This window comes from Microbulbifer mixtoriginis (SeqCode), assembly GCF_052467705.1.
Genome location: NZ_CP174322.1, coordinates 3,396,344 through 3,418,568, shown reverse-complemented (window position 1 = coordinate 3,418,568; position 22,225 = coordinate 3,396,344). Strand labels below are relative to the sequence as shown.

Annotated in this window: 19 protein-coding genes; 12 read left to right on the top strand and 7 right to left on the bottom strand. The window is 43.4% G+C overall.

The features are described from left to right. Positions 1-46: 46 nt before the first annotated feature. Positions 47-646 carry a hypothetical protein gene (locus ACJJIB_RS14880; RefSeq protein WP_444884315.1) on the bottom strand — a complete coding sequence of 200 codons (600 nt, stop codon included), beginning with the start codon at positions 644-646 and terminating at the stop codon, positions 47-49. Positions 647-1,508: 862 nt separating this feature from the next. Between ACJJIB_RS14880 and ACJJIB_RS14875 the strand changes: the two genes are divergently transcribed. From ACJJIB_RS14875 to ACJJIB_RS14865, 3 genes are all read left to right on the top strand, one after another. Beyond that, positions 1,509-2,978: a lytic polysaccharide monooxygenase gene (locus tag ACJJIB_RS14875; protein WP_444886671.1), complete on the top strand. Its 1,470-nt coding sequence runs from the start codon at positions 1,509-1,511 to the stop codon at positions 2,976-2,978. Positions 2,979-3,147: 169 nt separating this feature from the next. Next, positions 3,148-3,855: an alpha/beta fold hydrolase gene (locus ACJJIB_RS14870; protein WP_444886670.1), complete on the top strand. Its 708-nt coding sequence runs from the start codon at positions 3,148-3,150 to the stop codon at positions 3,853-3,855. Positions 3,856-3,933: 78 nt separating this feature from the next. Next, on the top strand, positions 3,934-4,158 hold the full coding sequence (locus ACJJIB_RS14865) for a GDCCVxC domain-containing (seleno)protein (RefSeq protein ID WP_444884319.1): 225 nt from the start codon (positions 3,934-3,936) through the stop codon (positions 4,156-4,158). An 88-nt stretch (positions 4,159-4,246) separates the two neighbouring features. Here ACJJIB_RS14865 and ACJJIB_RS14860 read toward each other — a convergent pair whose 3' ends face one another. Then, positions 4,247-5,407: a patatin-like phospholipase family protein gene (locus tag ACJJIB_RS14860; RefSeq protein ID WP_444886669.1), complete on the bottom strand. Its 1,161-nt coding sequence runs from the start codon at positions 5,405-5,407 to the stop codon at positions 4,247-4,249. Positions 5,408-5,869: 462 nt separating this feature from the next. Here ACJJIB_RS14860 and ACJJIB_RS14855 point away from each other — a divergent pair, with 462 nt between their 5' ends. Next, on the top strand, positions 5,870-6,352 hold the full coding sequence (locus ACJJIB_RS14855) for a hypothetical protein (protein WP_444886668.1): 483 nt from the start codon (positions 5,870-5,872) through the stop codon (positions 6,350-6,352). A 259-nt stretch (positions 6,353-6,611) separates the two neighbouring features. Then, positions 6,612-6,941, top strand: coding sequence for a cupin domain-containing protein (locus ACJJIB_RS14850; protein ID WP_444886667.1), 330 nt, complete (start codon positions 6,612-6,614; stop codon positions 6,939-6,941). 24 nt (positions 6,942-6,965) lie between these two features. Here the strand turns inward: ACJJIB_RS14850 and ACJJIB_RS14845 are convergent, their stop codons facing one another. Next, complete coding sequence (locus ACJJIB_RS14845; protein ID WP_444886666.1) at positions 6,966-8,009, bottom strand: alpha/beta hydrolase; 1,044 nt, start codon at positions 8,007-8,009, stop codon at positions 6,966-6,968. 485 nt (positions 8,010-8,494) lie between these two features. On the opposite strand from ACJJIB_RS14845, the gene ACJJIB_RS14840 reads away from it, so the two are divergent. After that, positions 8,495-8,722: a hypothetical protein gene (locus ACJJIB_RS14840; protein WP_444886665.1), complete on the top strand. Its 228-nt coding sequence runs from the start codon at positions 8,495-8,497 to the stop codon at positions 8,720-8,722. 72 nt (positions 8,723-8,794) lie between these two features. Further along, positions 8,795-10,615 carry a jacalin-like lectin gene (locus ACJJIB_RS14835; RefSeq protein WP_444886664.1) on the top strand — a complete coding sequence of 607 codons (1,821 nt, stop codon included), beginning with the start codon at positions 8,795-8,797 and terminating at the stop codon, positions 10,613-10,615. 53 nt (positions 10,616-10,668) lie between these two features. Here ACJJIB_RS14835 and ACJJIB_RS14830 read toward each other — a convergent pair whose 3' ends face one another. Next, the gene (locus tag ACJJIB_RS14830; RefSeq protein ID WP_444886663.1) at positions 10,669-11,640 is read right to left on the bottom strand and encodes an EamA family transporter; all 972 of its coding nucleotides are present in this window, start codon (positions 11,638-11,640) and stop codon (positions 10,669-10,671) included. 88 nt (positions 11,641-11,728) lie between these two features. Between ACJJIB_RS14830 and ACJJIB_RS14825 the strand changes: the two genes are divergently transcribed. Together ACJJIB_RS14825 and ACJJIB_RS14820 are read left to right on the top strand one after the other, a co-directional pair. Beyond that, the gene (locus tag ACJJIB_RS14825; RefSeq protein WP_444886662.1) at positions 11,729-13,117 is read left to right on the top strand and encodes an aminotransferase-like domain-containing protein; all 1,389 of its coding nucleotides are present in this window, start codon (positions 11,729-11,731) and stop codon (positions 13,115-13,117) included. Positions 13,118-13,314: 197 nt separating this feature from the next. After that, complete coding sequence (locus tag ACJJIB_RS14820; protein WP_444886661.1) at positions 13,315-14,088, top strand: hypothetical protein; 774 nt, start codon at positions 13,315-13,317, stop codon at positions 14,086-14,088. A gap of 571 nt (positions 14,089-14,659) precedes the next feature. Here the strand turns inward: ACJJIB_RS14820 and ACJJIB_RS14815 are convergent. Beyond that, the gene (locus ACJJIB_RS14815; RefSeq protein WP_444886660.1) at positions 14,660-15,286 is read right to left on the bottom strand and encodes a hypothetical protein; all 627 of its coding nucleotides are present in this window, start codon (positions 15,284-15,286) and stop codon (positions 14,660-14,662) included. A 566-nt stretch (positions 15,287-15,852) separates the two neighbouring features. On the opposite strand from ACJJIB_RS14815, the gene ACJJIB_RS14810 reads away from it, so the two are divergent. From ACJJIB_RS14810 to ACJJIB_RS14800, 3 genes are all read left to right on the top strand, one after another. Then, positions 15,853-16,317 carry a GNAT family N-acetyltransferase gene (locus ACJJIB_RS14810; RefSeq protein ID WP_444886659.1) on the top strand — a complete coding sequence of 155 codons (465 nt, stop codon included), beginning with the start codon at positions 15,853-15,855 and terminating at the stop codon, positions 16,315-16,317. 774 nt (positions 16,318-17,091) lie between these two features. Then, positions 17,092-18,960 carry a carotenoid oxygenase family protein gene (locus ACJJIB_RS14805; RefSeq protein WP_444886658.1) on the top strand — a complete coding sequence of 623 codons (1,869 nt, stop codon included), beginning with the start codon at positions 17,092-17,094 and terminating at the stop codon, positions 18,958-18,960. 57 nt (positions 18,961-19,017) lie between these two features. Then, on the top strand, positions 19,018-20,679 hold the full coding sequence (locus ACJJIB_RS14800; protein WP_444886657.1) for a D-arabinono-1,4-lactone oxidase: 1,662 nt from the start codon (positions 19,018-19,020) through the stop codon (positions 20,677-20,679). 65 nt (positions 20,680-20,744) lie between these two features. On the opposite strand, the gene ACJJIB_RS14795 is transcribed toward ACJJIB_RS14800, so the two are convergent. After that, complete coding sequence (locus tag ACJJIB_RS14795; protein ID WP_444886656.1) at positions 20,745-21,527, bottom strand: alpha/beta fold hydrolase; 783 nt, start codon at positions 21,525-21,527, stop codon at positions 20,745-20,747. A gap of 96 nt (positions 21,528-21,623) precedes the next feature. Then, complete coding sequence (locus ACJJIB_RS14790) at positions 21,624-22,064, bottom strand: hypothetical protein (protein WP_444886655.1); 441 nt, start codon at positions 22,062-22,064, stop codon at positions 21,624-21,626. Between the last annotated feature and the right edge of the window lie 161 nt (positions 22,065-22,225).

Below are 22,225 nucleotides of genomic sequence, written 5' to 3'. Positions count from 1 at the left end.
GACCTGACAGCAGTGGTGAGATATCTGCCAGGTCAAATTTTGAAGGTCAAAACATAGAATTAATCATCTTGTTGGCTTTCGAGTTGCCTGAACCATGATTGAGATCATCCCAGGTTACTTTTCCGCTAGCAAGATCTAACTTAACACCCTGATGTCCAACATAATTTCCACCTTGACGTAAAGTCATCTCAGTGAAAACTCCCTGGGTAGTGAAATTAAATCTTTCAGTATTCGTAATGTTAAAATTAACATCAAACATGCGATTAAATTCCAACACGCCACGTACGGTATCAACTAACGCTCGTGTGTGTGTCAAGCTAGATCCATTTCCAAGCATGGTTTGATGTGAAGAGCTACCATTGAGTGATACGCCACCAAAAACCCATCCCCGCCACTTTCTACCCGGTGCAATAGGGCAGACTGCTGCCATTATCTCAAGGGCATCATTTCTTACCTGCGGAGCTTGCATTGATCCTGAAAAATGAGCGACTACACCAATCTTTCTAGGGGCGCCGCTATAGAGTACTAGCCCTACACAGGAACCATAACCGTCAGAACGCAGCTCTCCTGCATTGGTGCCTGTCACCCAAGTACATTCCGGTCTGAATCGATAAGCAGCATAATTACCACCTAGCTGAACTGCCATAACATTGCCTCCATATCGGATAATTATCAATTATGTGACTGTTTGGTCACTGTCAATATAACCGTACATCACGCAGTGACCTTGATCAATATCAGTTAATTACAAATTGAAAGAGAAATATTGCTTGGGATTTTGCTGGTGAGTTCTTTCAGTTTTTAAAGGTGGAGATCATGTCCTTCCTGTTCGAAAGTATAGGCGTGTGGTTTCAGTTAGTGGTTTTGGGTTTTTCACTTAGAAGGCAGAGTTCTCAGGGTACAATTGACGTTATATAGCTCTATTTATTTACACTTGCAGACTTTCAACTATACGTAGATGCGCTTGCTCAGATTTTATTTTATTTCCCAGTTCGAATTGGACCGAAGTAGAGTTGTGAAATATCTTTTTGTGTGCGGTTTGCCTGTCAGTCACCAGGATTTATTGTACTTGAGGGCAGAAGATAACTATTGATGGGCCTCCACATGCGGATATTTTACAGCGTAATTGTGCAGGAAATATGGAAAACATGGCTACTGCTCCTTGTTTTTTATTGGCTTGTTTTTTTGCGCCACTAATCTGGCCGTAATTGTCGTTAGTGTTCATTAATTTTATCCAGGCATTGTGAATTCGAATCATAATTTCAGTTTTTTATGCTCTCTTAGTCTTTTTAAGTGGTTTTATATTGCTTTTCCTGAATTGTTGTGAGAGCAAGGTTCTATTTTCAATCTAAATGGTTTTTTACTTGGTTTATAGGAACCGTGTTAATCAGTGGCGGTCCATAGCTTTGTCGCTAACGCTACTTCTGAAGTAAAACCTGCTTCGGTAAGTGAAGGATCTAGCTTAACTGGGGAAGGACATCGGACAAGATTGAATAACAGGCAAAGATATGATTTACCGAAAAACCAAATTAGCTTCTGTATTTAAACAACCTTTTTTTAGTCATACATTAATGGCTGTAGTTTTAACTGGAATTAGCTCTAATGTACTTGGCCATGGTTATGTAGAAGCTGTTGATGGCGGGGTTGCATCCGCACGTGGGACACTATGTAAATATCCTCTCGACTCTGGAGAGATGAATATAAACTGCGGTGCAGTTCAGTGGGAACCACAAAGTGTAGAGGGTAATGAAGGCTTCCCGGAAAGTGGACCCGCTGATGGGCAGATTGCCAGTGCGGGGAATAGCTCTTGGTCAGAGCTAAATGAACAGTCTTCTGATCGCTGGGTTAAGAATTATATCAGTTCTGGTTGGCAAACCTTTAAATGGCACTTCACTGCGAACCATGTAAGCAGAGACTGGAAATACTATATTACCAAAGAGAACTGGAATCCAAACGCGTCCTTAACCCGTGATCAGTTTGATCTTAATCCCTTTTGTGAAGTGGATGGAAACTATGAGCAACCTCCAACAAATATGACACATGAGTGTCAGGTCCCAGATCGTGAGGGTTACCATGTCATCCTCGCTGTTTGGGATGTTGGTGATACAGTGAATGCTTTTTATAACGTTATCGATGTTGAGTTTGATGGTGATAATGTTACCAATACTGCGTGGAGTGCTGTAGGCACAATTAATCCAACACAAGACTTAAATATTGGAGACAAGGTATATACCCGTGTGTTTGATAGCTCCGGTGAAAATAGCTCTTATTCTACACTTCTGGAGATTGCCTCAAGCGAGCAAGGGATCGCAGAAAATTGGTCTCACGACTTGGCTGAATTGATTAACCGAGAGCAAACCAGTATTAGAGCTGGTGATTATGATGGTAGCAGTAGCTTTGAACCCTTGTACGGTATTAATAGTATTTATCTGCTAGAAAATAGTGGCCTGAGAAACGTTGAGATTGGGTACGAACTTAGTGCGGATCAGGGGGATGGTACTTCAGATACCAATGACGATGATTCAGATGATACTGGAAACACCGAAGGTAGTGGGAATACTGGGACTGCCTCTTGTGCAGTATTTGAGCAGCCCTACGCTGGTGATCCGGGTTACGCGATTGGGGATATCGTTATTTTTGATGGTATCGCTTACGAATCCAAACACGAGCCCAATTGGTGGTCTCCAAGCTCGGCGCCAGCACTTTGGATTGAAACCACTTGTCAAACGGTAGGGGGTGAATCAAACAACGATTCTGATACGGGATCAGGCAATACTTCCTCTAATAACAATACCAGCACAGAAGGCGACACGGCAGCTTCCTGCCCGGAATTTCAGCAGCCTTACGCAGGCGATGAGGCCTATCAGTCTGGTGATCGTGTAACTTTTGAGGGCCAGGTATATACTTCCACCTACGGGCCAAACTGGTGGTCTCCCACTGCTGCGCCGCAGTACTGGGAGCAGAGCTCATGTGAGTAACTTAAACATTCTCAACCGCTTCCATATAATGAGAGGGAGGCGGTTGAATATAGGTGGCTCATTTCCTTAGTATTGACAGCATGAAATACTGCTTTCCAAGTCATTTCATACCAGCTTCTTTGGCCGGTTATTACACGTAAATTCATTACGTACATAAAGGTGGCAACGGATGGCAACCTTCGTTTTGGTACATGGCGCTTGGCAGGGAGGTTGGTGTTGGCGGCGGGTTGCGGATCGCTTGCGTAATTTTGGCCATTTAGTATTTGCTCCCACATTAACAGGTCTAGGAGAGAGAGTTCATCTTTTAAATGATAAGATTGACCTGGACACACATATTCAGGATGTTCTTGGTGTCATTGAATCGGAAGAACTCTCTAACATCATTTTATGTGGTCATAGCTATGGGGGAATGGTCATTACCGGTGTTGCTGATAAGGTACCCAGTAATGTCCGCACCCTTGTTTATCTTGATGCTTTGGTGCCGGAGAGCGGGCTATGCACTTTAGAACTCTTACCTAAGGAAATAGGCTCTACCTTGCTTGAAAGTGCTAGGTCTACAGATAAAGGCTTTCTGGTAGCCCCAGATCAGGCTAAAAACTTTGGCGTGAATATTCATGATCAGGCCTGGGTTAATAGGCGCTGTGTAGACCAGCCCCTCAAGACCTTTGAGCAACCAATCTTTTTGGAGGGGGCTTGGAAACTAATTCCTGATCGCATTTATATCTATGCAACAGGGTGGACTCCGGGAATTGGTAAGCCATTTTATGAAATGGTACAGCGGGATAGCAGATGGCAGTCTAACTCTATTCAATGTGGACATGATGTAATGATTGATAAGCCTGAGGAATTAACGCAGATACTAATAGCCTCTATTTAAATATTCTTATCAAATTGCTACTTGAGAAACTCTGGACTTGTCTTTATAGCCTAAGTCATAAGCGTTATAGGGATTGATATGACAAAGAGTACGCAGGTTTTAACTTCCAGGATCACCTGCCCTTTATGTGGTCATGATCATACGGAAACTATGCCGATTGATGCATGCCAATGGTTCTATCAGTGTAAGAATTGTGGAGAGCTATTAAGTCCCAAGAAAGGCGATTGCTGTGTATTTTGCTCTTATGGAACGGTTGCATGCCCACCGGTTCAAAAAGATGGAAAATCCTGTTGCTCCTCGTAAGGGACAGCCATAATTTTAGTGGTAAGAAAGTATAAACAGGTAGGCTGTTGGCTCAAGCGGGATCGAAAGTATAGGCGTTTAGCCCATTCTATTCTGATCTCTCCTTTAGGTGTTCAATGGCTTGATCAATTTCCGGCTTATTTTCTTCTATTAATCTATCTGCATGAATTTTTAATGAATCGATTGATTCGTAGTCAAAAATCCCGACTTTGGGATTGTTTACTTTTACGTTTAAGTAGTCAAATTCTATCCTCCCTTTTGGAGATAATAATTTTGCAATTCTTAGAGCGTAGAGCTGCTGGGTATCCATAGATCGTTGTACATCTGTGATAAGGTCAGGAAACCATTGAAGTCGTCCCCAGTTTTTTATGTCTTGATAACTATCCTTTGCGCTACGCAGAGGCGGGGTACCCGATCCCATTATAAGTATGTAATAATTTTTATTTGGGTATTTTTCAATAATGTCCAGTAATATCATGCTGGTCGGATCATTTTCTGATACTGCGGCATCTGCAAAATATCGATGACTGAGGTCCCTGCTTGATGTTATAAAGTCTACAGGAGGGAATACCCCTTCCGCGCTGGATGCAGCAACCACTAGCTGATAGACACTGTTTGAAGGGAGTTCAGCAATTTCTTCACCATAATTTTTAAAAAGATGTACCCTTCCAGTGTAGATATCAAGAGAAGGCACAATGACTGGTTTTTCTAAATCAGTAAATTTTAAGCTTTCTGAGTAATGAAATTTTAAAACTTGATGGAGTCGATCTCCCATGAACCTCGGTGAAAACATTCCAGCTCCAGTCAATATTTTATGATGCCAGGGTGTTGAGAATAAATATTTACTTTCAGATTTGTAAAGTTTTATCAGTAGGTCTATTTTTGAGCCGTAGTCACCATATTGTTCACGTAGTTGTTTCATGGGAATGTTGATTCCTGTAGCAATAATAGCTCCGGTGGATACTCCACTGAAAACATCAAATATTTCATTTATGGGCTTGCCTACTTGACGTTCAATATATTGAAGAACATATAGTGGGATAAGACCTCGAACCCCTCCACCATCCAAAATTAGGATGTTGATGGTTTCTTTATCCTTGAGGGGGGCTTCATAGATAATGGCTTCTTCAGTAGCCGGTATCCTATGGAACTTAGTTTTTTCAGTAAAGCGATGATTGTAGATATAAATTGTGATGCCAATTGTGGCTAACAATAGAAGTGTAAAGAGTGTAAGTTGCCAGGTCTTCATTGTGTCACCCAAGTAGCCTGCCGACAATTCAGGCATAATTTGAGCAATAATATTTATTTTCAAGTGACGTTTAGTGAAGTTTTTGATTTAATTTTTATTTTTCTTATTCATAAATTATATTGTTGGTAGGGTTGTTGGTGTTTTGATCGGAGTGGCTGAGATGGCTATTCCCTCTGGAATTCTATCGAAATGCATATATTGCAGAAGAGTATATAAGCTGTTTGGTCTTGTGATATCTACATAGTCAATATTCTGACTGTCTGTTAACGTTTTGCACAGGTATTGAGAACAACTACCTTTCAAAAAGATGATATTTAGGATAACCTCCTAGACTCACTGTATTCTGCTGATCGAATTATGACTTATGCTAAGATAGGGTCATTATAGATGTGTACCGAACCCTAGATATAGACCCACTGGTTTTGTAAAGAATTCTAAGCTGTGAGCTCTAGGCTAATAATTATGTTTAAATATTTTTTAGTGGCCCTTTTGTTGTTGATTTTGGCTTCATGTGGCAGGCCCGAGTCACTTTCAGTTGAATCTGGGGGGGAAGCTAGGCTTGGTACTGAAGAGGTCGTTGAGGGGACGCTGGAGCAGGAAAAACAATTACAGGACTTTGTTAGTTCCACTGAGCTATCTAAAGATGATATTTCAAGTGTAGAAGATCACACTGAAACTCCTGATAACCAACATGGCCCTCAAAGCACTCTCTCCACTGAAAAAAGCTCTAGGCCGATAGATATCAGTGCAGCTTTCGAGAAGGGCGTATCTTCAGTTGAGAAGTATGATTTCTCCAGAAAAAGCACATTGCCTAATCTTTTTGAGACGCAGCAAAAGGCTGAGAATGTCTCTTTTAGTGGTAAGCTAATAAACGACCCTGAAAATCCTGATTACCTTCAGTCGTTGGAGGGGGTGGAATTCTCAATAGAAATTAAAACACGATAGAATAAAATAGAAAGGCAATTCGCTGCATCTAAGGTGGTTGCTGTAATATGTCAATATAATTGCTTCCCTAGTGTTTGTTTGGGTTTTGCTTTATCAAGCTTTTGCCTCTCTTTGATTAACTATTTTTTCTCTATAGGTTAGATACAACCACTAATGTCTTGTGTTACTTTGTTTCGAATAGTGCGCTTTTTATCATCCTGGGCTAATATTTTATTTGCGGGAGCGAGGCTCAAAGTTTAATACATGGAGTGTATCCAGAATGTCAGGAAGTTATCCAGATAGAATTAAGCAGCTACCTCTTTATGATGGTCGGTTTGATGCCTACAAGTTGGAGGCAAAAGGAAGTGATGTTCTTTTTGCATCATATCCGGCGGGAACGGTTATTCCAGATCATACGCATGCGACTGATAATTATGGGGTGATTACGAAAGGCGAGTTGGTACTAAGTATGAATGGTGCTGTTCAGCGCTTTGGAATTGGCGATTGGTACCATATTCCAGCAAATACTGAACATGCTGCCTCATTTGAAGAGGATACAGATGAAATCGAGTTTTGGTTTCAAGCTAAAGATAAAGAGAAAAGCCTTTAATTTCCCCAGCAAAATCTATTGAGTTCAAACAGATTGAATAACCCGAATACGGTCATTCATGGCTCTAATGGAGATTGGGATTGTAGGTGCAAATACCTCCCATGCGTGATTAACGCCTGGACGCAAGTGGAACTCTGTACTTACCTCGTCATTGGCGAGTAAGCGTGCATATTCAATATTTTCATTGCGAAAAATGTCCAATTCCCCAATTTCAATATATGCGGAGGGCAATCCTTCCGCGTTTTTTAAGTGAGCTGGAGCGGCAACAGCGGTTACTTTAGTTGTACCCATTGTTTCTCCGAGATAAGCCTGCCAAGCGGTAAGGTTGTCATCATTAGTCCAAAGTACATAGGGAGCCAGCTTTGGGTCCTCAACAGTATTCCGGTCATCAAGCATTGGATATATAAGAATTTGTTTTGCTAAAGAAGGGCCATTCCTGTCCCTTGCTAAGATGGTCAGTGCCGCAGACAGCCCTCCACCAGCACTATCGCCCATAACAGCTAACCTGTTGGGGTCTACTTGCAGCAATTTGGCATTCTTATGGAGCCAGCACAATGCCGAGTAACAATCCTCAATGGGGGTTGGAAAAGGATATTCTGGCGCTTTGCGGTAATCCACTGAGAGAAATGGCACCCCACTCTTTGAGACATAGTTTGCGACTAATCGGTCGTATATTCCTACATCATTGAAGATCAAGCCCCCACCATGTAAGTAGAGTACCGCTGACCCCGGCGTTGAGTTTTGTTTACAGTACCATCGCAATATGATGCTGGATTCATCGGGCAGCTTTACCAGAAAATCTTCTATTGATACATCGGTTGGCATGGGATGGGTTTGAAATACCTCTCTGAGAACATGCTCACCAACCTCACGTCTTGTGGCCACATCACCTACTTCTATTGGCTCTATGGATTCCAGTAAAGCCCTAAATTGCTTGATTGCTTGGCTGAATTGGCTGTCAAGGGTATAGGCCATGATCTTTCCGTATCTTATGGCTTGGTACTGACGGTAGGGTATTTCTATTGGAAAAAGTTGGACGCTTATAGCTTCGTCTATTTTTTCATCCATGTGTTGGAAATGCTGCCTGAATCCAGTGTTGCCTCGGGGGGTAACATTCATCCAGATGGGACGTTCAGAAGTAAAAGTGAAACTTTACAATCATACCTAAATGATAGCGTTCAGCGCTAATTTATTTGTGCCTATTGTGAAATTTTATGAAAAATAACTTTATAGATTGACTGTGAGCAGCTACTAGGTGTATGAAGTAATAGTTAAAAATAAGAAAGATCCAGAGTGATAATTTTCAAATTACCTCTCAATCTCCTGTCCAAAAATGTGTACGCATTATGGAATGGTTAAGTAACATTAAGGATACACTTTTACTGCGGTCTTTTAGGGTAATTTTCCTATTGAAACGCCAGCGCTAGTCAATCCCCGAAAAACTGGAGAGACACTCTGTATTTGTGTTTTCACTATCAAACATCTGTCAGGGATAAATAACGCTAAGAATAATTAACTCGTTATCTATTTTTTTACTGGGAATCTCAGTATGGATGATGGCTGCTGGAGAAATTGATTCAGGCGATGCAAAGGTGCATCGGTTGGATTTGCAGGGACAAATTGATACTAGGGCACCGTTGTCAAAAACGCTGTGGGCAGGGGCACATAATGCCTATGCTTCTTTCCCGTGGGATCAGGGAGTATATACCGATGTTAATCAATGGTATGCCCCTGAGAAGCTGTTCCATCGTGGTATCCGCCTAGTGGAGTACGATACCTAACCTTCATCCACGTTTAGCTCTACTCCACACATGTGTCATATGGGACCTGAAGAGGCCACTATGTGCATATACATGGCAGGCACAGCGGCAACTCTCGGGGATGGCTTTGATGAGATCACGGATTTTCTCGAGGATAATCAGGATGAAGTGCTATTTATAAAATTCGAGGCTTATGATTCAGATTATCATCAGAATTTTAGGAACAAAATTGGTGAAAAGATTGAGAGTCGCCTGGGGGACTATGTTTTCAAGCCAACTGACTGGGGCTACGCGGAAGGGGATTGCGCTTCATTGTTAGTGCAAACTTTAAGCAAGCAAGATGTGCTGGATGCAGGGCGAAACATTATTCTTTTTACTCAGGTACCTAGAGAGTATCCGCACACAGGGGATAATAATCTTTGCGATTATCACGATGAATCCAAAACAAGCAAGTATTTAAGGAATGTCTGGATTGGCGTGGATGAAATGGATGCTGCTGGTAATCTAGCCTCTAATGAACCTTTGGCTCAAAATTCTCGTCAGTTGACAGCGGATTCTGATGGTAATAGCAGCGCTACCACCCACTATAAAAATGGAAATTTCAGCGTCGCACTGGATGCGACTACGGAGTACAGTAAGAACGATATCAAAATTTATGGTGATACCGTCCAAGAAAAAGCACAGGCAGGTTACCAGCTGATAGAGTTGGCTTTAGTTGAAGCCAATGCAACAACCATTGGAGCATCCAAGGCTCCACAAATTGAAGATTACCTTTGGTCTTGGCGAGATGACCCACCGGGTACCGAGCACAGTTGTAGTTGGCTAACTAATGATAGGGAGATTAGAGATTATGATTGCTCTACGATCCGTGTATTTGCGTGTGTAGATGCTAATAGAAATTGGCACATCAGCGAGTCCACCGGTGCCTGGGCTGATGGCTATAGCGCTTGTGCTGCAGAGGGCTATCAATACGGTATGCCTTATAATGCCCTTGAAAGTACTGAACTCTATGCTGAAAGAAATAATAAGGGCATAACAACTTCGGTTTGGGTAAGTTATTATAAGGTATTTGAGGATTTTTGGCTTGCCAGCCAGGATGCTTACTCTGATTATGGTTACCTCAAAAAGGATGCGATTGGTGGCACTGGTGGTGCTGCATTTTATTCCATCGATTTAATCAAGCGTAAACTGCTTGGTAGCGGCACTATGAATTTGAAATCGGTACAAATTCGCTCTGGAAGTCGTATTGATGGGTTAAAGGCTTGTTATGAATTCCAGCAGGCTGTCAGCCATGCAAATGCGAGTGATCATGAACTTTGCATTGAGTATGGTGACGGAGATGGTAGCTCAATGGGCTCTATCCTTAGTTTTGACTCCGCCAGTGGTGAATATCTCGATGATGTTAAAATCTGCTGGGATGATGAAAAGTACAGTTCCGGTAGTATTTATTATTTAAATCTGACTTCCAGTACAGGGGAGAGAGTTTCAGGTGGCATGCAGCAGGATTCCTGTAAGAGCTATTCTTCTACCTCTACCCAGAAGATATTTGCTTTCCATGGGCGCCAAGGGGATGAAGTTATTGCTTTGGGTGTGCACAAGCTTTCCAGTTCTTTGATCAATGCTGGCTATTACGCAACGGAATGGCTCAATAATGACAACCCCTCCTCTGGTGGCATTGACTACGAAAGTTTTAATGAACACAAAGCGGCAGGTAATATCTCCAATACCTGTGAAGTAAAAGATGTCGTAAATGTTGTTGGCCGCTTGGCTGATTCCAAACTGGATTACAGGTTTACAGGAGAGAGTATATTAGTGGGGAATCTCGGTTCTAATTATCGTTTCTTCTGTGCAACAGAGAATTGTAGTGATTACGAGGTAAAATACTTCTTTACTACGCCTTCTTGTTTGCCCTAGGTGGCGGAGGTGAGGGCGGGTTGGGAGGCCCAATCCGCACTTACTCTAAAACCTTATTGAATATTTATGGGCACATTTGCTTGCTTCTTTTTGCTCAATCTCACTTTATCCCACTTTATGACTCCCGCAATGAGCCCAGAAATGATCAATAAGCTTGAACAGATTTTCACTATCCCCAGAGGCTCTTGATAAACAAGCCAGCTAGCTAGGAGACCAAAAATTGGTACCAGTAAGGTAAGAGGAGCGATAGTAGATAAAGGGTAAGTGACAACCAAACGATTCCAAATCCAATAGCCTAGTAAGGTGGTGGGCCAAGCCTGAAATAGAATTGAGGCTAGGGTAAGCTTATCAATTTCAATAAGGTTGTTTAAAACCTCTTTACCTTCCAGAGCCAACGCAAGAACCAGTAAAGGGATGGGAGCAAACAGAAGGCTCCAGACAATAAAAGCGAAAACCTCCTTGGTATTGGCCGCTTTGACAATCAGCCCACTGATACCCCAGCAAGTTGCTGCCAGAATCACTAGCACCACACCGAGGGGGCTGACACTGCCATCTTCAATAAGGAAAGCAATCCATAATCCTAAGATTGCCAGGCTGGCTCCCAATATTTTTTGTGTACTGACCGTCTCTTTAAGGATCAGCCAGCCAAGTAATACGCTAATTGCTGCATTGAGCTGGAGCAGCAGTGATGCCATACCTGGAGAGAGCCCAGCAGTAAGCGAGCAAGTAGCAAGTCCCCAGATACCTGTGCCAAAGACCAAGCTATAGCTGAGGATATAGCGCCAGGCAACGGGCGGCTTGGGAATAAAGAAAATGGCCGGTATTGCTGCAAGAGTGAAACGCAGCGCGGTAACTAGTAGTGGATTGAGATTTGTCGTACTCCCTTTAATGGCAATAAAGTTGACACCCCAAATAGCCATCACGAAAATTCCAAGGCTCAAATCTTTGTATCTCATAACTACTATCCCATTGATATCGGGATAGTTTCTGTGCATTCTGAGGTTAGGGACAGATACAGATTTCAATTAAAAAAAGTATACAGTTTGTTACTTTCTGCCCAATAAGGGGCTGGAAGGTTAATTGAGTTTGGGGAGTATGATGCGGTACAAGAAAATGGCTGATCATTTAGTGGAAGATATTCGCCAGGGAAAGGTGCAGCCAGGACAAAAGCTTCCTTCTCTACGTCAGCTTGCTAGGGTGAATGAGGTTAGCCTGACTACCGCATTGAATTGTTATCGTCATCTGGAGGAGACGGGATGGATTCAGGCTTTACCGCAGTCAGGTTTTTATGTAAGAAAACCTTTGGATGTTTCTGGGCTTCCTGAGATGCCCGCTTTTTCTTGCCAGACTACGAGACCGATTGCGGATCATTTCTTTCATTCGGAGGAGCCAGGCCCACTGGGAATAACTCAGCTATCTGTAGAGTTGCAGCCTGTTTCTAAGTTAGAGCGAAGCTTAAGTCGCGCTTCACGTAGTCAGGGGAGCCGGGTGTGTCTTTATCCTAATGTGCAAGGAGAATTGCCTTTGCGTCGTTCTCTCAGTGAGCACTTTGGCGCTTCGGGTTTCCATTTCCAAGCTTCTGATCTGGTGATAACCAATGGCTGTCTTGATGCTGTACGTACAGCACTGGAAGTAACGACAAAACCTGGGGATGCAGTAGCGGTCAGCTCTCCTTGCTATAGCGGTTTACTTCAGCTCCTCGGGGGAATGGGGCGGACTGTCGTAGAGATACCATCCACAATGGATGGTTTAGATTTGCGACAGATGGAGTTACAGATGCAAAAAGGCGGTGTTCGGGCTGGGCTTTTTACCTCTAGCCATATGAACCCAACCGGTATTAGTCTCAGTGTCGAACAGAAACAGCAGCTGGCTGGGTTAGCGAATAAATACCGAATCCCGATTATCGAGGACGACGTCTACCATGAGTTAGATCACCGGGGAGCCCCTCCACTCCCTGCATACCATTGGGATACCGGGGGATACTTATTATGGTGTGGATCTATATCAAAAACACTGAGTGCTGGTTATCGACTGGGTTGGTGTTTGCCTGGACGATATTTAAATGATTACAGGCAGCAACGTCAACTCGAGAGCTTGGGGGTAAATTCACCACTCCAATTGAGCTTGGCTGATTTTATCAGTAGTGGGCAATATGCTAAGCACCTGGCGACATTGAGACCCCTGTTGCGGGAGCAAGTTGATCAGTATCGTAATTTCCTGACCGACCATCTCATCCCAAAGGTGCGGATTAGCATGCCAACAGGAGGATTGGTTTTATGGCTTCAAGTTCCCGGGTTAAATGAGGATGAATTCGCGATTCTTTTAAAGAGGAAACTCTTGGATATCCGAACCGGAGTATGCTTTAGTACCTTGAATTACTATAAAGACTGCTTGAGGATTAATTGTGGTTTTCCACTGAGGGATAATAATGGTGAGTATTCCCAGGCAAAAAAACAGCTGGAGCAGTTGGTCGAACTGATCAATCGAAGTGTTGCTGCATAAGCTATACAGCTTAGTCCGGAAGGCATCCGTAAGTTTATTGTTATGTGCCTGCACCAAGTAGCTACTGACTTCAGAGGGATCAACTTTAGTTAGCAATGGCTGCTCTGTCACCATATTACAAAAATGTTTCATTCGATGGCTTCCCTTTGCTAGAATCCGCGACGATTTTGAGAGAGTAAGTTCATGGAGGATTTCGAATGAAAACCATTGCATCCTTATCTGTAGTAGCTATGGCTGTTGCTGCTGCTATTCCTGCACAGGCCAACACAACGTTTGATTTGCCGAATTTTAGCCAATGCTCCGATGCTGCGACTCAAAGCAATACAAATGACCGTGAGGTGTATCGCATTTTTTCAGATTTCTACTATGAAATTGAAGATAAGCGCGAGTATGCCGTTACCGCGGTGAAAAACTGGGCAAAAAACTTTGCCTCTAGCTGTATCACTTCCACCACTCAAATCACATTAGATGATGTACAGTGTGATGATTTTATCGGTGGTGCGCCAGTTTGCCGTATAGAAAGTGATGAAGGTGACTATGTTGTTGTAAAAGACTACGTTGATTCCACCAATGTAGTCCTTTCCAAGCATGACCAGCAAAACTGGCCTGCAGTTCACACCTCTAATGACATGGACATGCTTTGGATGGCCAATCCTGCGAAGTGTTACTCAGACCTTCTAAAGTCTGGTGTGGATTCCCAGGCGTATTACCTGGATGCCTATAATTACCGTTACTTTGGTGATTATCGATTTGTGTTGGCTAGAACTACACGTGATCTGGTGCAAAATCTGGCGGGGCAATCTAATCAATGTGCCTATGAAACGATAGGTATTGAAGCCAATAAAATGGAGTGTTCTGAGACCTCTGGCGGTACAAAAATATGTGCTTCCAGGCATACCAATGCAGGTTATTTCGTATTTGTTAGTGATGACAACCACGGAATGCATGTGGTATTTAATCGCTGGGACTGATAAGTATTGATGGTTGTGAAAGCTCCTCAAGTGGGAGCTTTTTTGTATCCTTATAGTGGTTTCCAGCTTTTCGTTTTCTGATAGAGTAGGCTTATTGTTCTCCAATACACTTGACCCTGCCTAGTACTACTTCAAATTTTTTCTCTTCCGCCAGAATAATTAACCTTTGTTGCAAGTAATAACTACAATTCTCATGTGCTGCAAGCACATCAACTTGCAGACCCATATTGTTGTAACATGCCATCGGTCACTTTCTATGTCCTATAGGCTTGCCCAGAGTGATCTCCTCGCAAGCCAGTATTGTGTTGTAGCTCCCGACTGTTCGTCGAGAGATGCCTTTCCAAAAATTCCGCAATTGTTTTCTGAGAGTGTTCAGATTGTAGGTCTGGTATCGTTCGTTTTCGCTCAGTTAGTAGTAGCTCATGAGTGTCTTTTTCTTGGTCGGGAAAGATGCCGGCTCTACCAGCTGAATCCTCCCTTGTAAATTGTACTTATTATCGGAGGCCAAGCGCACTAGAATGTGAAGAAAAACTAAATATTTAGACAGGAAGAATAATAATTTATTTGAGCATCAGTTTTCCAGGCGAAGAATTCCTTTTCGACCAATATTTTCAAGTGCACATTGTAAAATTTTTCCATTTCTAGTCAAAGTATTCTTAGTTTGTAGAACACACAGTTCCCATCCAGATCTATCTAGCCTAGTGAGATCTTTAATTGATGTGCGCATATTATCAGAATTTGTCTCGCCTGGCTTATATGCACCTAAAGAGGCCAGTATAAAGCGAGCATTTTCATATCTTAATGGGTAGCGTCGTTGAATATTCTGAATTTGACTCACTAATAGGTCGGTGCAGTTTGAGCAGGGAGTTCGGCTTACACCAAGGATTACGTTGAATTTCTGGCTGAGTCCTGAAATAGAGTTGTCAATTGCTGAAGGAATCCAAACCTTCCATGTTAAAGATTTCATGAGTTTTTCTTCAGCGTGAGAACCGTTTCCACTTGTTGATGTAAATACTTCTTCAATGCTGGAAGGAGAAAATAAAAAGCTATAAGTCGGATTTTCCGCCTTTAGATACATTTTCTTGTATTCAGACCAGAATTCAACGGCACTCCATTCTACTTGCCTAGTCCCACGTTTGGGTCTCGTAATCTCTCCATGCCCATAGTGATGTACAATTTGATCCCAATGCAAAATCACCCTTAGTTCCTTCTATAATTAACAATTGATAAGTTGGCACAGGTCGATATAAGTGGTACGTAAGATTGCCTCAAAATACTTAGATGCTTGATTTCGTTAAAAACAGCAAAGTTAGTACCGTTTAACTCCCTGCGACCAATTGTTTAGTGTAAATTATCATCTAATAAATTAGAATCACAATGTGATAACTTGTAATAACATTTATGGAATCTATTAATTTGAGCCTATGTTTTAACTTCAAAATAACCACGGGTAAGGGATCCCTGATCTTTTCAATCCTGGCTGCAATTATTTGTTTATTTTTACCACATTCCAAAAGTAGCAGGGGCAGTACTACACTCATTTTCTACTGCTTACTGTAAATATAGTTCCTGTTAAGCTTTGATTGCTGTCTTTACATCCGTCTGAAAAAATACTCCCTTTCATTGGTGGTAGGTTTAAGGGTAAGCATTCGATTGGTCTTGCTATAACTCCTACAGGCTGATAGCCTAAAAATGTGATCACATTTATATGGGCCAGGGAGCCCAACTAGCCCCTTTAGTACGGAAAAATTTGGGAGTAGAAGTATGCAGGGTGAAATAATAACTGCCACGCCAAAGCATGCCGATATAGTAGCGCATCTAGTTGCCAAACTATTAATGGCTTTGGTGGGGTATAAGCGTGAAATCAAACCTGATCAACTCATTGAGACAAGTAACAAGCTGCTGGTAAGGGAGAGTGCTTATAATGCTTTTCTTTATAGAGTTGAGGGTGAGATTGTTGCTGTTATAACAGTTTCCAGGTCTGCAGCTATTTATGCTGGAGGGTATTATGGCGTAATTGAAGAATTTTACGTAGAACCTGAATACCGAAGTCAGTCGATTGGTAAAAAAATGCTGGACCGAGTGGTTCAGTTTGCAAGAGAGCAGGGGTGGCCACGTTTGGAGGTGAGTACACCAGAGAAAGACAAGTGGAGCAGGACAGCAGATTTTTATCGTCGGGAAGGATTTTCAGATAACTCTAATGGGGAGAGGCTGAAGCTGGAATTATAGTCCTTATTTTTCTGTAAGGTTCGGTACCTTCTGTATGTCTATTTTCCTTGCAGTTTTTATTGATTGTATCGGGCCCTATATAGGCTGAGGAATCGGTGTGTATTAAGGTGGGAAGGTTTATATTAATTCGCTCTCATCCTTTAAATTTAGGGCTTTGTAAGGGTGCCTCAACAAGCTTTCTCCAAATAATACTTCTGTAACATTGAGCGTGGACGGGAAATATATCCTATGCCGATTAATGTAAATATTTATTTGGTGGTGAAAAACTCCCTGTTTTAGCCTTTAAGGCTGAATGAATCGTTGTGGCGTCATTAAGTTGCACGATTTTTTAGTGGTAAATATTTAGGGGGTTATCGTGGTTGTAATAAAAATAGAGTTTGGCTCTTTGGGATTTTCTAGCCAAGACGTTCGGAATTACAATATGTACTGAAAAAGATTCTCATTTCCGTCTGAGTTAATGCTTGGAAATATGATTTAGTAGATGTTTTATTGATATTATTTTGCCTGACTGTTTAGTTCTGCAGGGCGCTTATGCTTTACGGAAAAACTGGTTAACAGTGTCATCATCTCGTTCTTGATTTTTTCGATTCAATATAATTAACTGCCGCTCGGGTTTAAATATTTTCACCTTTGGTGTGCTCGCCAAGCTGGGAAATAATAAATATATTTCGCTTGGTGAAAAGGGTGTTAAAAATCAAATATGAATACATTGCACTAAATTTATAAACATAAGGTCAGTTAAAGCAGTCGGCCGTTTTTATTACAAGGAAAATAATGAAACGTCGCGATCTTCTGAAAGCCGCAGGTGCTCTATCGGCACTGCCACTGGCTGGTATGACCAGTTCTACAGCTCAGGCAAGTAATCGCCTAGAGGATTCCACCTTCCCAAAGTCAATTATGCATGGCAGCCTGCAGGATTCTTCCGGTTTCCTTAAGGTGGTTCAAGGTAACTTGCCTGATGATGTTACCGGCCATTTGTTGATGGCCGAGGGGATTCCTCTCGCTCCTAACCATTTGACTCCAAATGGAAAAGGTGCGCTTACCCGATTGGATTTCAGTGGTAGAGCCAGTAATGGCAGTGTGGCTTATACGCGAAAAATGATCAGAACCGCCTCTGCAATTATGCAGGAGCAAGATTTGAGTGGTTTCGATAAGTTTAATTTGCTGGGGGGAACTATCTATTCCAGCCCAAATCTTGGCTTTATGAATTATTGCAATACGGCCCCCAATTATATGGGGGAAAATCGCTTTGCGATGAGCTATGAGGGTGGGGTGCCCTATGAGTTCGATGCTACCACTCTGGAAATGATAACCCCTATTGGTGAGGTGGGAGAGTGGGAATCCAGTCTTCCTCCTCTATTGGATAACCTAACGCCAAAGAAGTGGTTATTCCCACAAATTCGCACTACTGGTCACCCCTTCTTTGATTTGACGTCCGGTGAGTGCATTACCATCAATTATGGTGGCAATATGGGTGACTCCGGTCGCTCGGGCTTTATTCGCTTGATTTCCTGGGATCAGCGGGAGGCTTTCAAAAGCTGGAATATTCGTGATCGCCAGGGAAATAACGCATATATCGCGGCCAGTTCCCACTCCCTGGGGGTTACTCGTAACCATGTCATTATTTTTGAGACCGCGGCGAGGGTCGAATCCACTCGTATTCTCGGTACCCATATTGTGCTTCCGCAGGAGCACAAAACTCGCTGTTGGGTGATACGCAAGTCGGATATGGTACCTGGGCGTGAGGATATTATTGCTGACTACCTGGAGCTGGGCTTTGATACCTCCGATATTGTTTGCAACTATGACGACAGTGCCGGTGAAATCACTCTCTATGGCCAGTATATGGGAGCCATGGACAAGTCTGAACAGCTGTTCCGCTATGAAATATTCCAAGAGGGTGGGCTAGTGCCCAAGTGGTTGTCCGGCTATCCGGCGGCGCCTGTGGATGTTGGAGGTCTGGTGCGGGCTAGAATTCAAGTAACGTCTGACTTTGCACGGGAAATCAAAGACGATTACCGGGTTATCCGCGACGAAAACCTCCTTTGGGATATGAATGACCCAGCTTATCGAGGGCACTTTCAGTTTCCAGAGACATTTGAGCATCTGTATTGGGCTGCGGTGGGCTACCGCCCAGATTTGGTTTCTATGCGCGTTTCCTGGGCATACCGCAATTACCCAGAACGTTTTTATAGTTATTGGGATATGCCCGAGCAAAGTAAGCCATCTGCTTTGGTGCATATGGATTGCACCCGCATGCAAATTGCCGATGCTTATCAGTTCCCCGATGACTGTGTGATGCGGACTCCGCAGTTTATGGCGCGGCCTGGATCCACCGCGCAGAATGATGGTTATCTAATTGCTGCGGTTGTTCGGAAAAATCCGAGTAGTGCGCAATCCAACGGTAAAGAGTTCTGGATATTTGATGCTGCCGCACTCAGCCGGGGGCCACTCTGTATCCTCGCCAGTGAGTCTTTGGAATTTGCTACCACCAACCATGCCCTGTGGGTACCCTCTATAGGTCGCCGTCCAGCTATGGCTTACCGTTCTGGATACGGGGATTTCCTGCGCAGTAAAGCGCCTGATCACAGTCGCAATGTTCAGGAAATAATCGATCGGGAGCTATTACCTAGATTTGGTTAATTTTTTCATTAATTGAAATACAACAATTTAGTAATGCAACAACAAGGAAGCAAAGGCATGTACCATCCACTTCTCTCCGGGCGAAGTCATTTGTTGCGCCGGGCTACCAATTTCTTGTGTGCGGCAGGTTTGTTTTTTGCTGCGGGGGCTTCGGCGGAGCAGTTACCTCCCCCCATTGATGTACCTGAGGTTTTGAAAAACTATCAGGACACCCAGGATTGTTTTCCCGGTGTTATTCATGACCCTTCAACAATCGCTGAGGTACAGTCGATAGTGCGCGATGCTGCGGCTCAGGGGCGCAAGGTCATGACCGGTACCCGGCGCTTTAACAGCCAGATAGACGCGGCTTGTGCGGGCAACGGCGAAGTGCAAATCACTCTGGAAAATATGAGCCAGGTGGTTAGCCTGGATAAAGAAAACCGCTTGGTAACTGTTCAAGCTGGTATGCGTTTTAATGATCTAGCAGCCTATTTGCGTGAGCATGAACTCAGTGTACCGATGGTTACTGAGCTGGCGATCTTCTCGATTGGCGGGATGCTCGGCAGCGGCACTCATGGATCCACCTTTACTCAGAAAAGCAATATGATTTCTGACTATGTCACCGAGATAAAGCTCGTTGATGGCAAGGGGAATCTGCGTGTAATCACTGGTGAACTACTCAATGCTGCGCGGGTTAACCTTGGTGTTTTGGGGGTTGTGGTTGAAGTGACTATTGAAGCCGAACCCGGCTACAAGGTACAAGCCAAAGTGAAGGGACACCGGGATGACAGCGATCTGGAGAATGTCATTTTGGGCTTGGCTCGGGATAACCACTCCGCAAATATTGCCTGGTTCCCAGGTCTCGGCCGCTATACGGTTACTACTTATAATAAGGTTCCTTTGGACACCCGGGGCAATGCTTATAACGCTCAAGCTGATGTTTCGGATTTTTCCGAGTATCTCTTTGGCCTGATTTTTGATAGCTTGCATGAAGCCGACAGTGCTGCCCTGCAGTGCTTTGCCGCATCTCTGCGCTATACGGCCCGCTCCAGTTCTTATTTCCGCGATGTAAATACCGGTCTAAAGAAATTCATCAAGCCCACGGGGCACGCGGATCTGATGCAGCATTTTGTCTGTAAAGAGCCGAACAATTGTGTCTGGGATAAGTTGCCGATTGCCTTGCAGGAAGTGGCCATACCTTTTGAGGAACTGCCCAACTGGATTGCCGATGTGCGCCAGATTATTGCCCATAGTGAGCGCACCTGCTTCCCCTTGAACGGTATTTACTTCCGCTTTGGTAAGGCCTCCGATAGCTATCTGGGAATGAGTGCTGGGCGCGACACCGCTTTTGTAGGTATCGAGTATACTCTGCGCCAGCGCGGTGAGGCGGTGCCTAAAAACTACTTTGTAAACCTGGAAATTGAGCAGATGTCGCTGCGCAAATATGGCGCCAGACCGCACTGGGGTAAGAATTCGGTGGCTATTTTTGAGGATATGCCCTCGCGCTTCCCGAAATGGTCTCAGTTCCTTGATGCCAAGGCGGAATTGGATCCTGAGAATGTCTTTACCAATCCATTCTGGCAGCGGGTTAGTGGCCAAGACCCTCTTGAGAATTACCTAACGCCCCAATGTAATGCTGACGGTCAGTGCTATTGCAGAACCGATGCACATTGTGAGCAAGGGGCAACTTGCCAAGCAGGTAATTGGTATTCCGAGGCGCGGATATGTAAGAAAGATTAGGCTTGTATTGAAACAAAAGGAGTGGTGGTTTCACCACTCCTTTTTATTTTATTGATGATTGAATGTTAATTCTTTGAAAGGTGCTCTTTAATATACAGGCAAAACTTTTCTGGGTTTTCTATTGGCAACATGTGATTTTCTGAAGCCGCTTGCAATAATTTAGATGAAGGAGTGTGACTGGCAGCAGATTTGGATACTATCTGAAAGAGATTTCTGGTATTACTGCCGTATCCAATCGTAGTGGGGATTTGGATTGTCGACAGGTGCTCTTTATCCAGGCAGGGCTTTTCAGTTTGAGAGAGTTGCAAGGGCAGGGTGTGAGCATTCTCCAGTTGCTGGGCCCGAAGCGCTGGTGCTTGTGAAGAGAAGTAGCCAGCTCTGTTCCCGGAGCCATCAATTAGAAACGTCACAGCCTCCTCAAGCTCACCATTGTCAACCGCTTCGAATACCTTGCCAAACATGGCTTCGGCATCCTGCATAAACGCCTCCATTTTCTTGGTATCCAGATGTCCTGGATAGCCAGGCTCATAGATAAATAAGCTTTTGAACAATTTGGGGGCTTTTATTGCTGCACTTAAGGCAACATCAGCACCATAAGACCAGGCGATCAAGTGAATGGGGCCATCGCCAAGCGTGGCTGAGAAACTAATTAAATCATTGGCATGAGTTTCAATGCCAAAACTTCCACTCGAGCCTTTATTGTCAACACCAAAATGTCTTTGGGTGAGAGAAGCAACCCTGTATTCTTTTGCGAGTATACGATGGTGTGGTTCCCACATTCTTTCATCGGCAAGTGCACCATGAAGAAAGAGGACAGTTTCTTTAGATTTTTCTAGTGAGTGCTTCATCTTTGGTATATAAGCTTTATTATTTATTTCTAACTTTTCACTCTCTGAATTAGAGAGCGCTAATAGCTTGGGTTTGCGCTTCTATGCCTTAAGGTTTTACTCTTTGTAAAGTCTGATAAGGGCCAAGAAGCTGATAGCGGCCAAGTTTACTCCAATCCCCCAAGTTTGTTCACTTAATGGGGAGAGTGAGTATTCAGCACCGATACTCAGGCGATATGTATCACTGAAGGGTGGATATATCAATAAAAAGGATGCGCCTACTCCGGTGGCAAGTTTAAAACTCAGAATAGGAGATGTGATCCAGGGGATCTGTGCAATAAAAACCCGCTCAAGGTGCTTAATGTTTGAAGGGAATCTCAAAAATTTTATGCCCGCGTATACTGAGTATACAAAAAAGGCAAATACTAGGCTGCTACCAATTGCTTTATTGAATGTTAATTCTCGTGAAATCATGGTATCTGCTGCAACCATAATGCTTCCAATTGAGCCGCCTGCAATTGACGTGGCCAGTAAGATCTTTCTGATTATTGCTTTCAATGACTTCCCTTAAAACACCAGTTATTCATATTCTTTTTTGCGGATAGCTTTTCCCAGACCAAGTATATTGATAATTCAATGATCTATGAGAGTCTGTCTCTCAATGAGTTAGCCTGATCGGCCCCATTAACAAGAGCAAGATTAATAAACGATCTGCATCG

Coding starts and splice junctions, on each gene's coding strand:
- ACJJIB_RS14870 (WP_444886670.1), top strand. CDS start 3,148: ATGGCAACCTTCGTTTTGGTACATGGCGCTTGGCAGGGAGGTTGGTGT.
- ACJJIB_RS14800 (WP_444886657.1), top strand. CDS start 19,018: ATGTACCATCCACTTCTCTCCGGGCGAAGTCATTTGTTGCGCCGGGCT.
- ACJJIB_RS14840 (WP_444886665.1), top strand. CDS start 8,495: ATGATGGCTGCTGGAGAAATTGATTCAGGCGATGCAAAGGTGCATCGG.
- ACJJIB_RS14825 (WP_444886662.1), top strand. CDS start 11,729: ATGGCTGATCATTTAGTGGAAGATATTCGCCAGGGAAAGGTGCAGCCA.
- ACJJIB_RS14850 (WP_444886667.1), top strand. CDS start 6,612: ATGTCAGGAAGTTATCCAGATAGAATTAAGCAGCTACCTCTTTATGAT.
- ACJJIB_RS14860 (WP_444886669.1), bottom strand. CDS start 5,407: ATGAAGACCTGGCAACTTACACTCTTTACACTTCTATTGTTAGCCACA.
- ACJJIB_RS14835 (WP_444886664.1), top strand. CDS start 8,795: ATGGCAGGCACAGCGGCAACTCTCGGGGATGGCTTTGATGAGATCACG.
- ACJJIB_RS14795 (WP_444886656.1), bottom strand. CDS start 21,527: ATGAAGCACTCACTAGAAAAATCTAAAGAAACTGTCCTCTTTCTTCAT.
- ACJJIB_RS14845 (WP_444886666.1), bottom strand. CDS start 8,009: ATGGATGAAAAAATAGACGAAGCTATAAGCGTCCAACTTTTTCCAATA.
- ACJJIB_RS14810 (WP_444886659.1), top strand. CDS start 15,853: ATGCAGGGTGAAATAATAACTGCCACGCCAAAGCATGCCGATATAGTA.
- ACJJIB_RS14805 (WP_444886658.1), top strand. CDS start 17,092: ATGAAACGTCGCGATCTTCTGAAAGCCGCAGGTGCTCTATCGGCACTG.
- ACJJIB_RS14865 (WP_444884319.1), top strand. CDS start 3,934: ATGACAAAGAGTACGCAGGTTTTAACTTCCAGGATCACCTGCCCTTTA.
- ACJJIB_RS14880 (WP_444884315.1), bottom strand. CDS start 646: ATGGCAGTTCAGCTAGGTGGTAATTATGCTGCTTATCGATTCAGACCG.
- ACJJIB_RS14875 (WP_444886671.1), top strand. CDS start 1,509: ATGATTTACCGAAAAACCAAATTAGCTTCTGTATTTAAACAACCTTTT.
- ACJJIB_RS14820 (WP_444886661.1), top strand. CDS start 13,315: ATGAAAACCATTGCATCCTTATCTGTAGTAGCTATGGCTGTTGCTGCT.
- ACJJIB_RS14855 (WP_444886668.1), top strand. CDS start 5,870: ATGTTTAAATATTTTTTAGTGGCCCTTTTGTTGTTGATTTTGGCTTCA.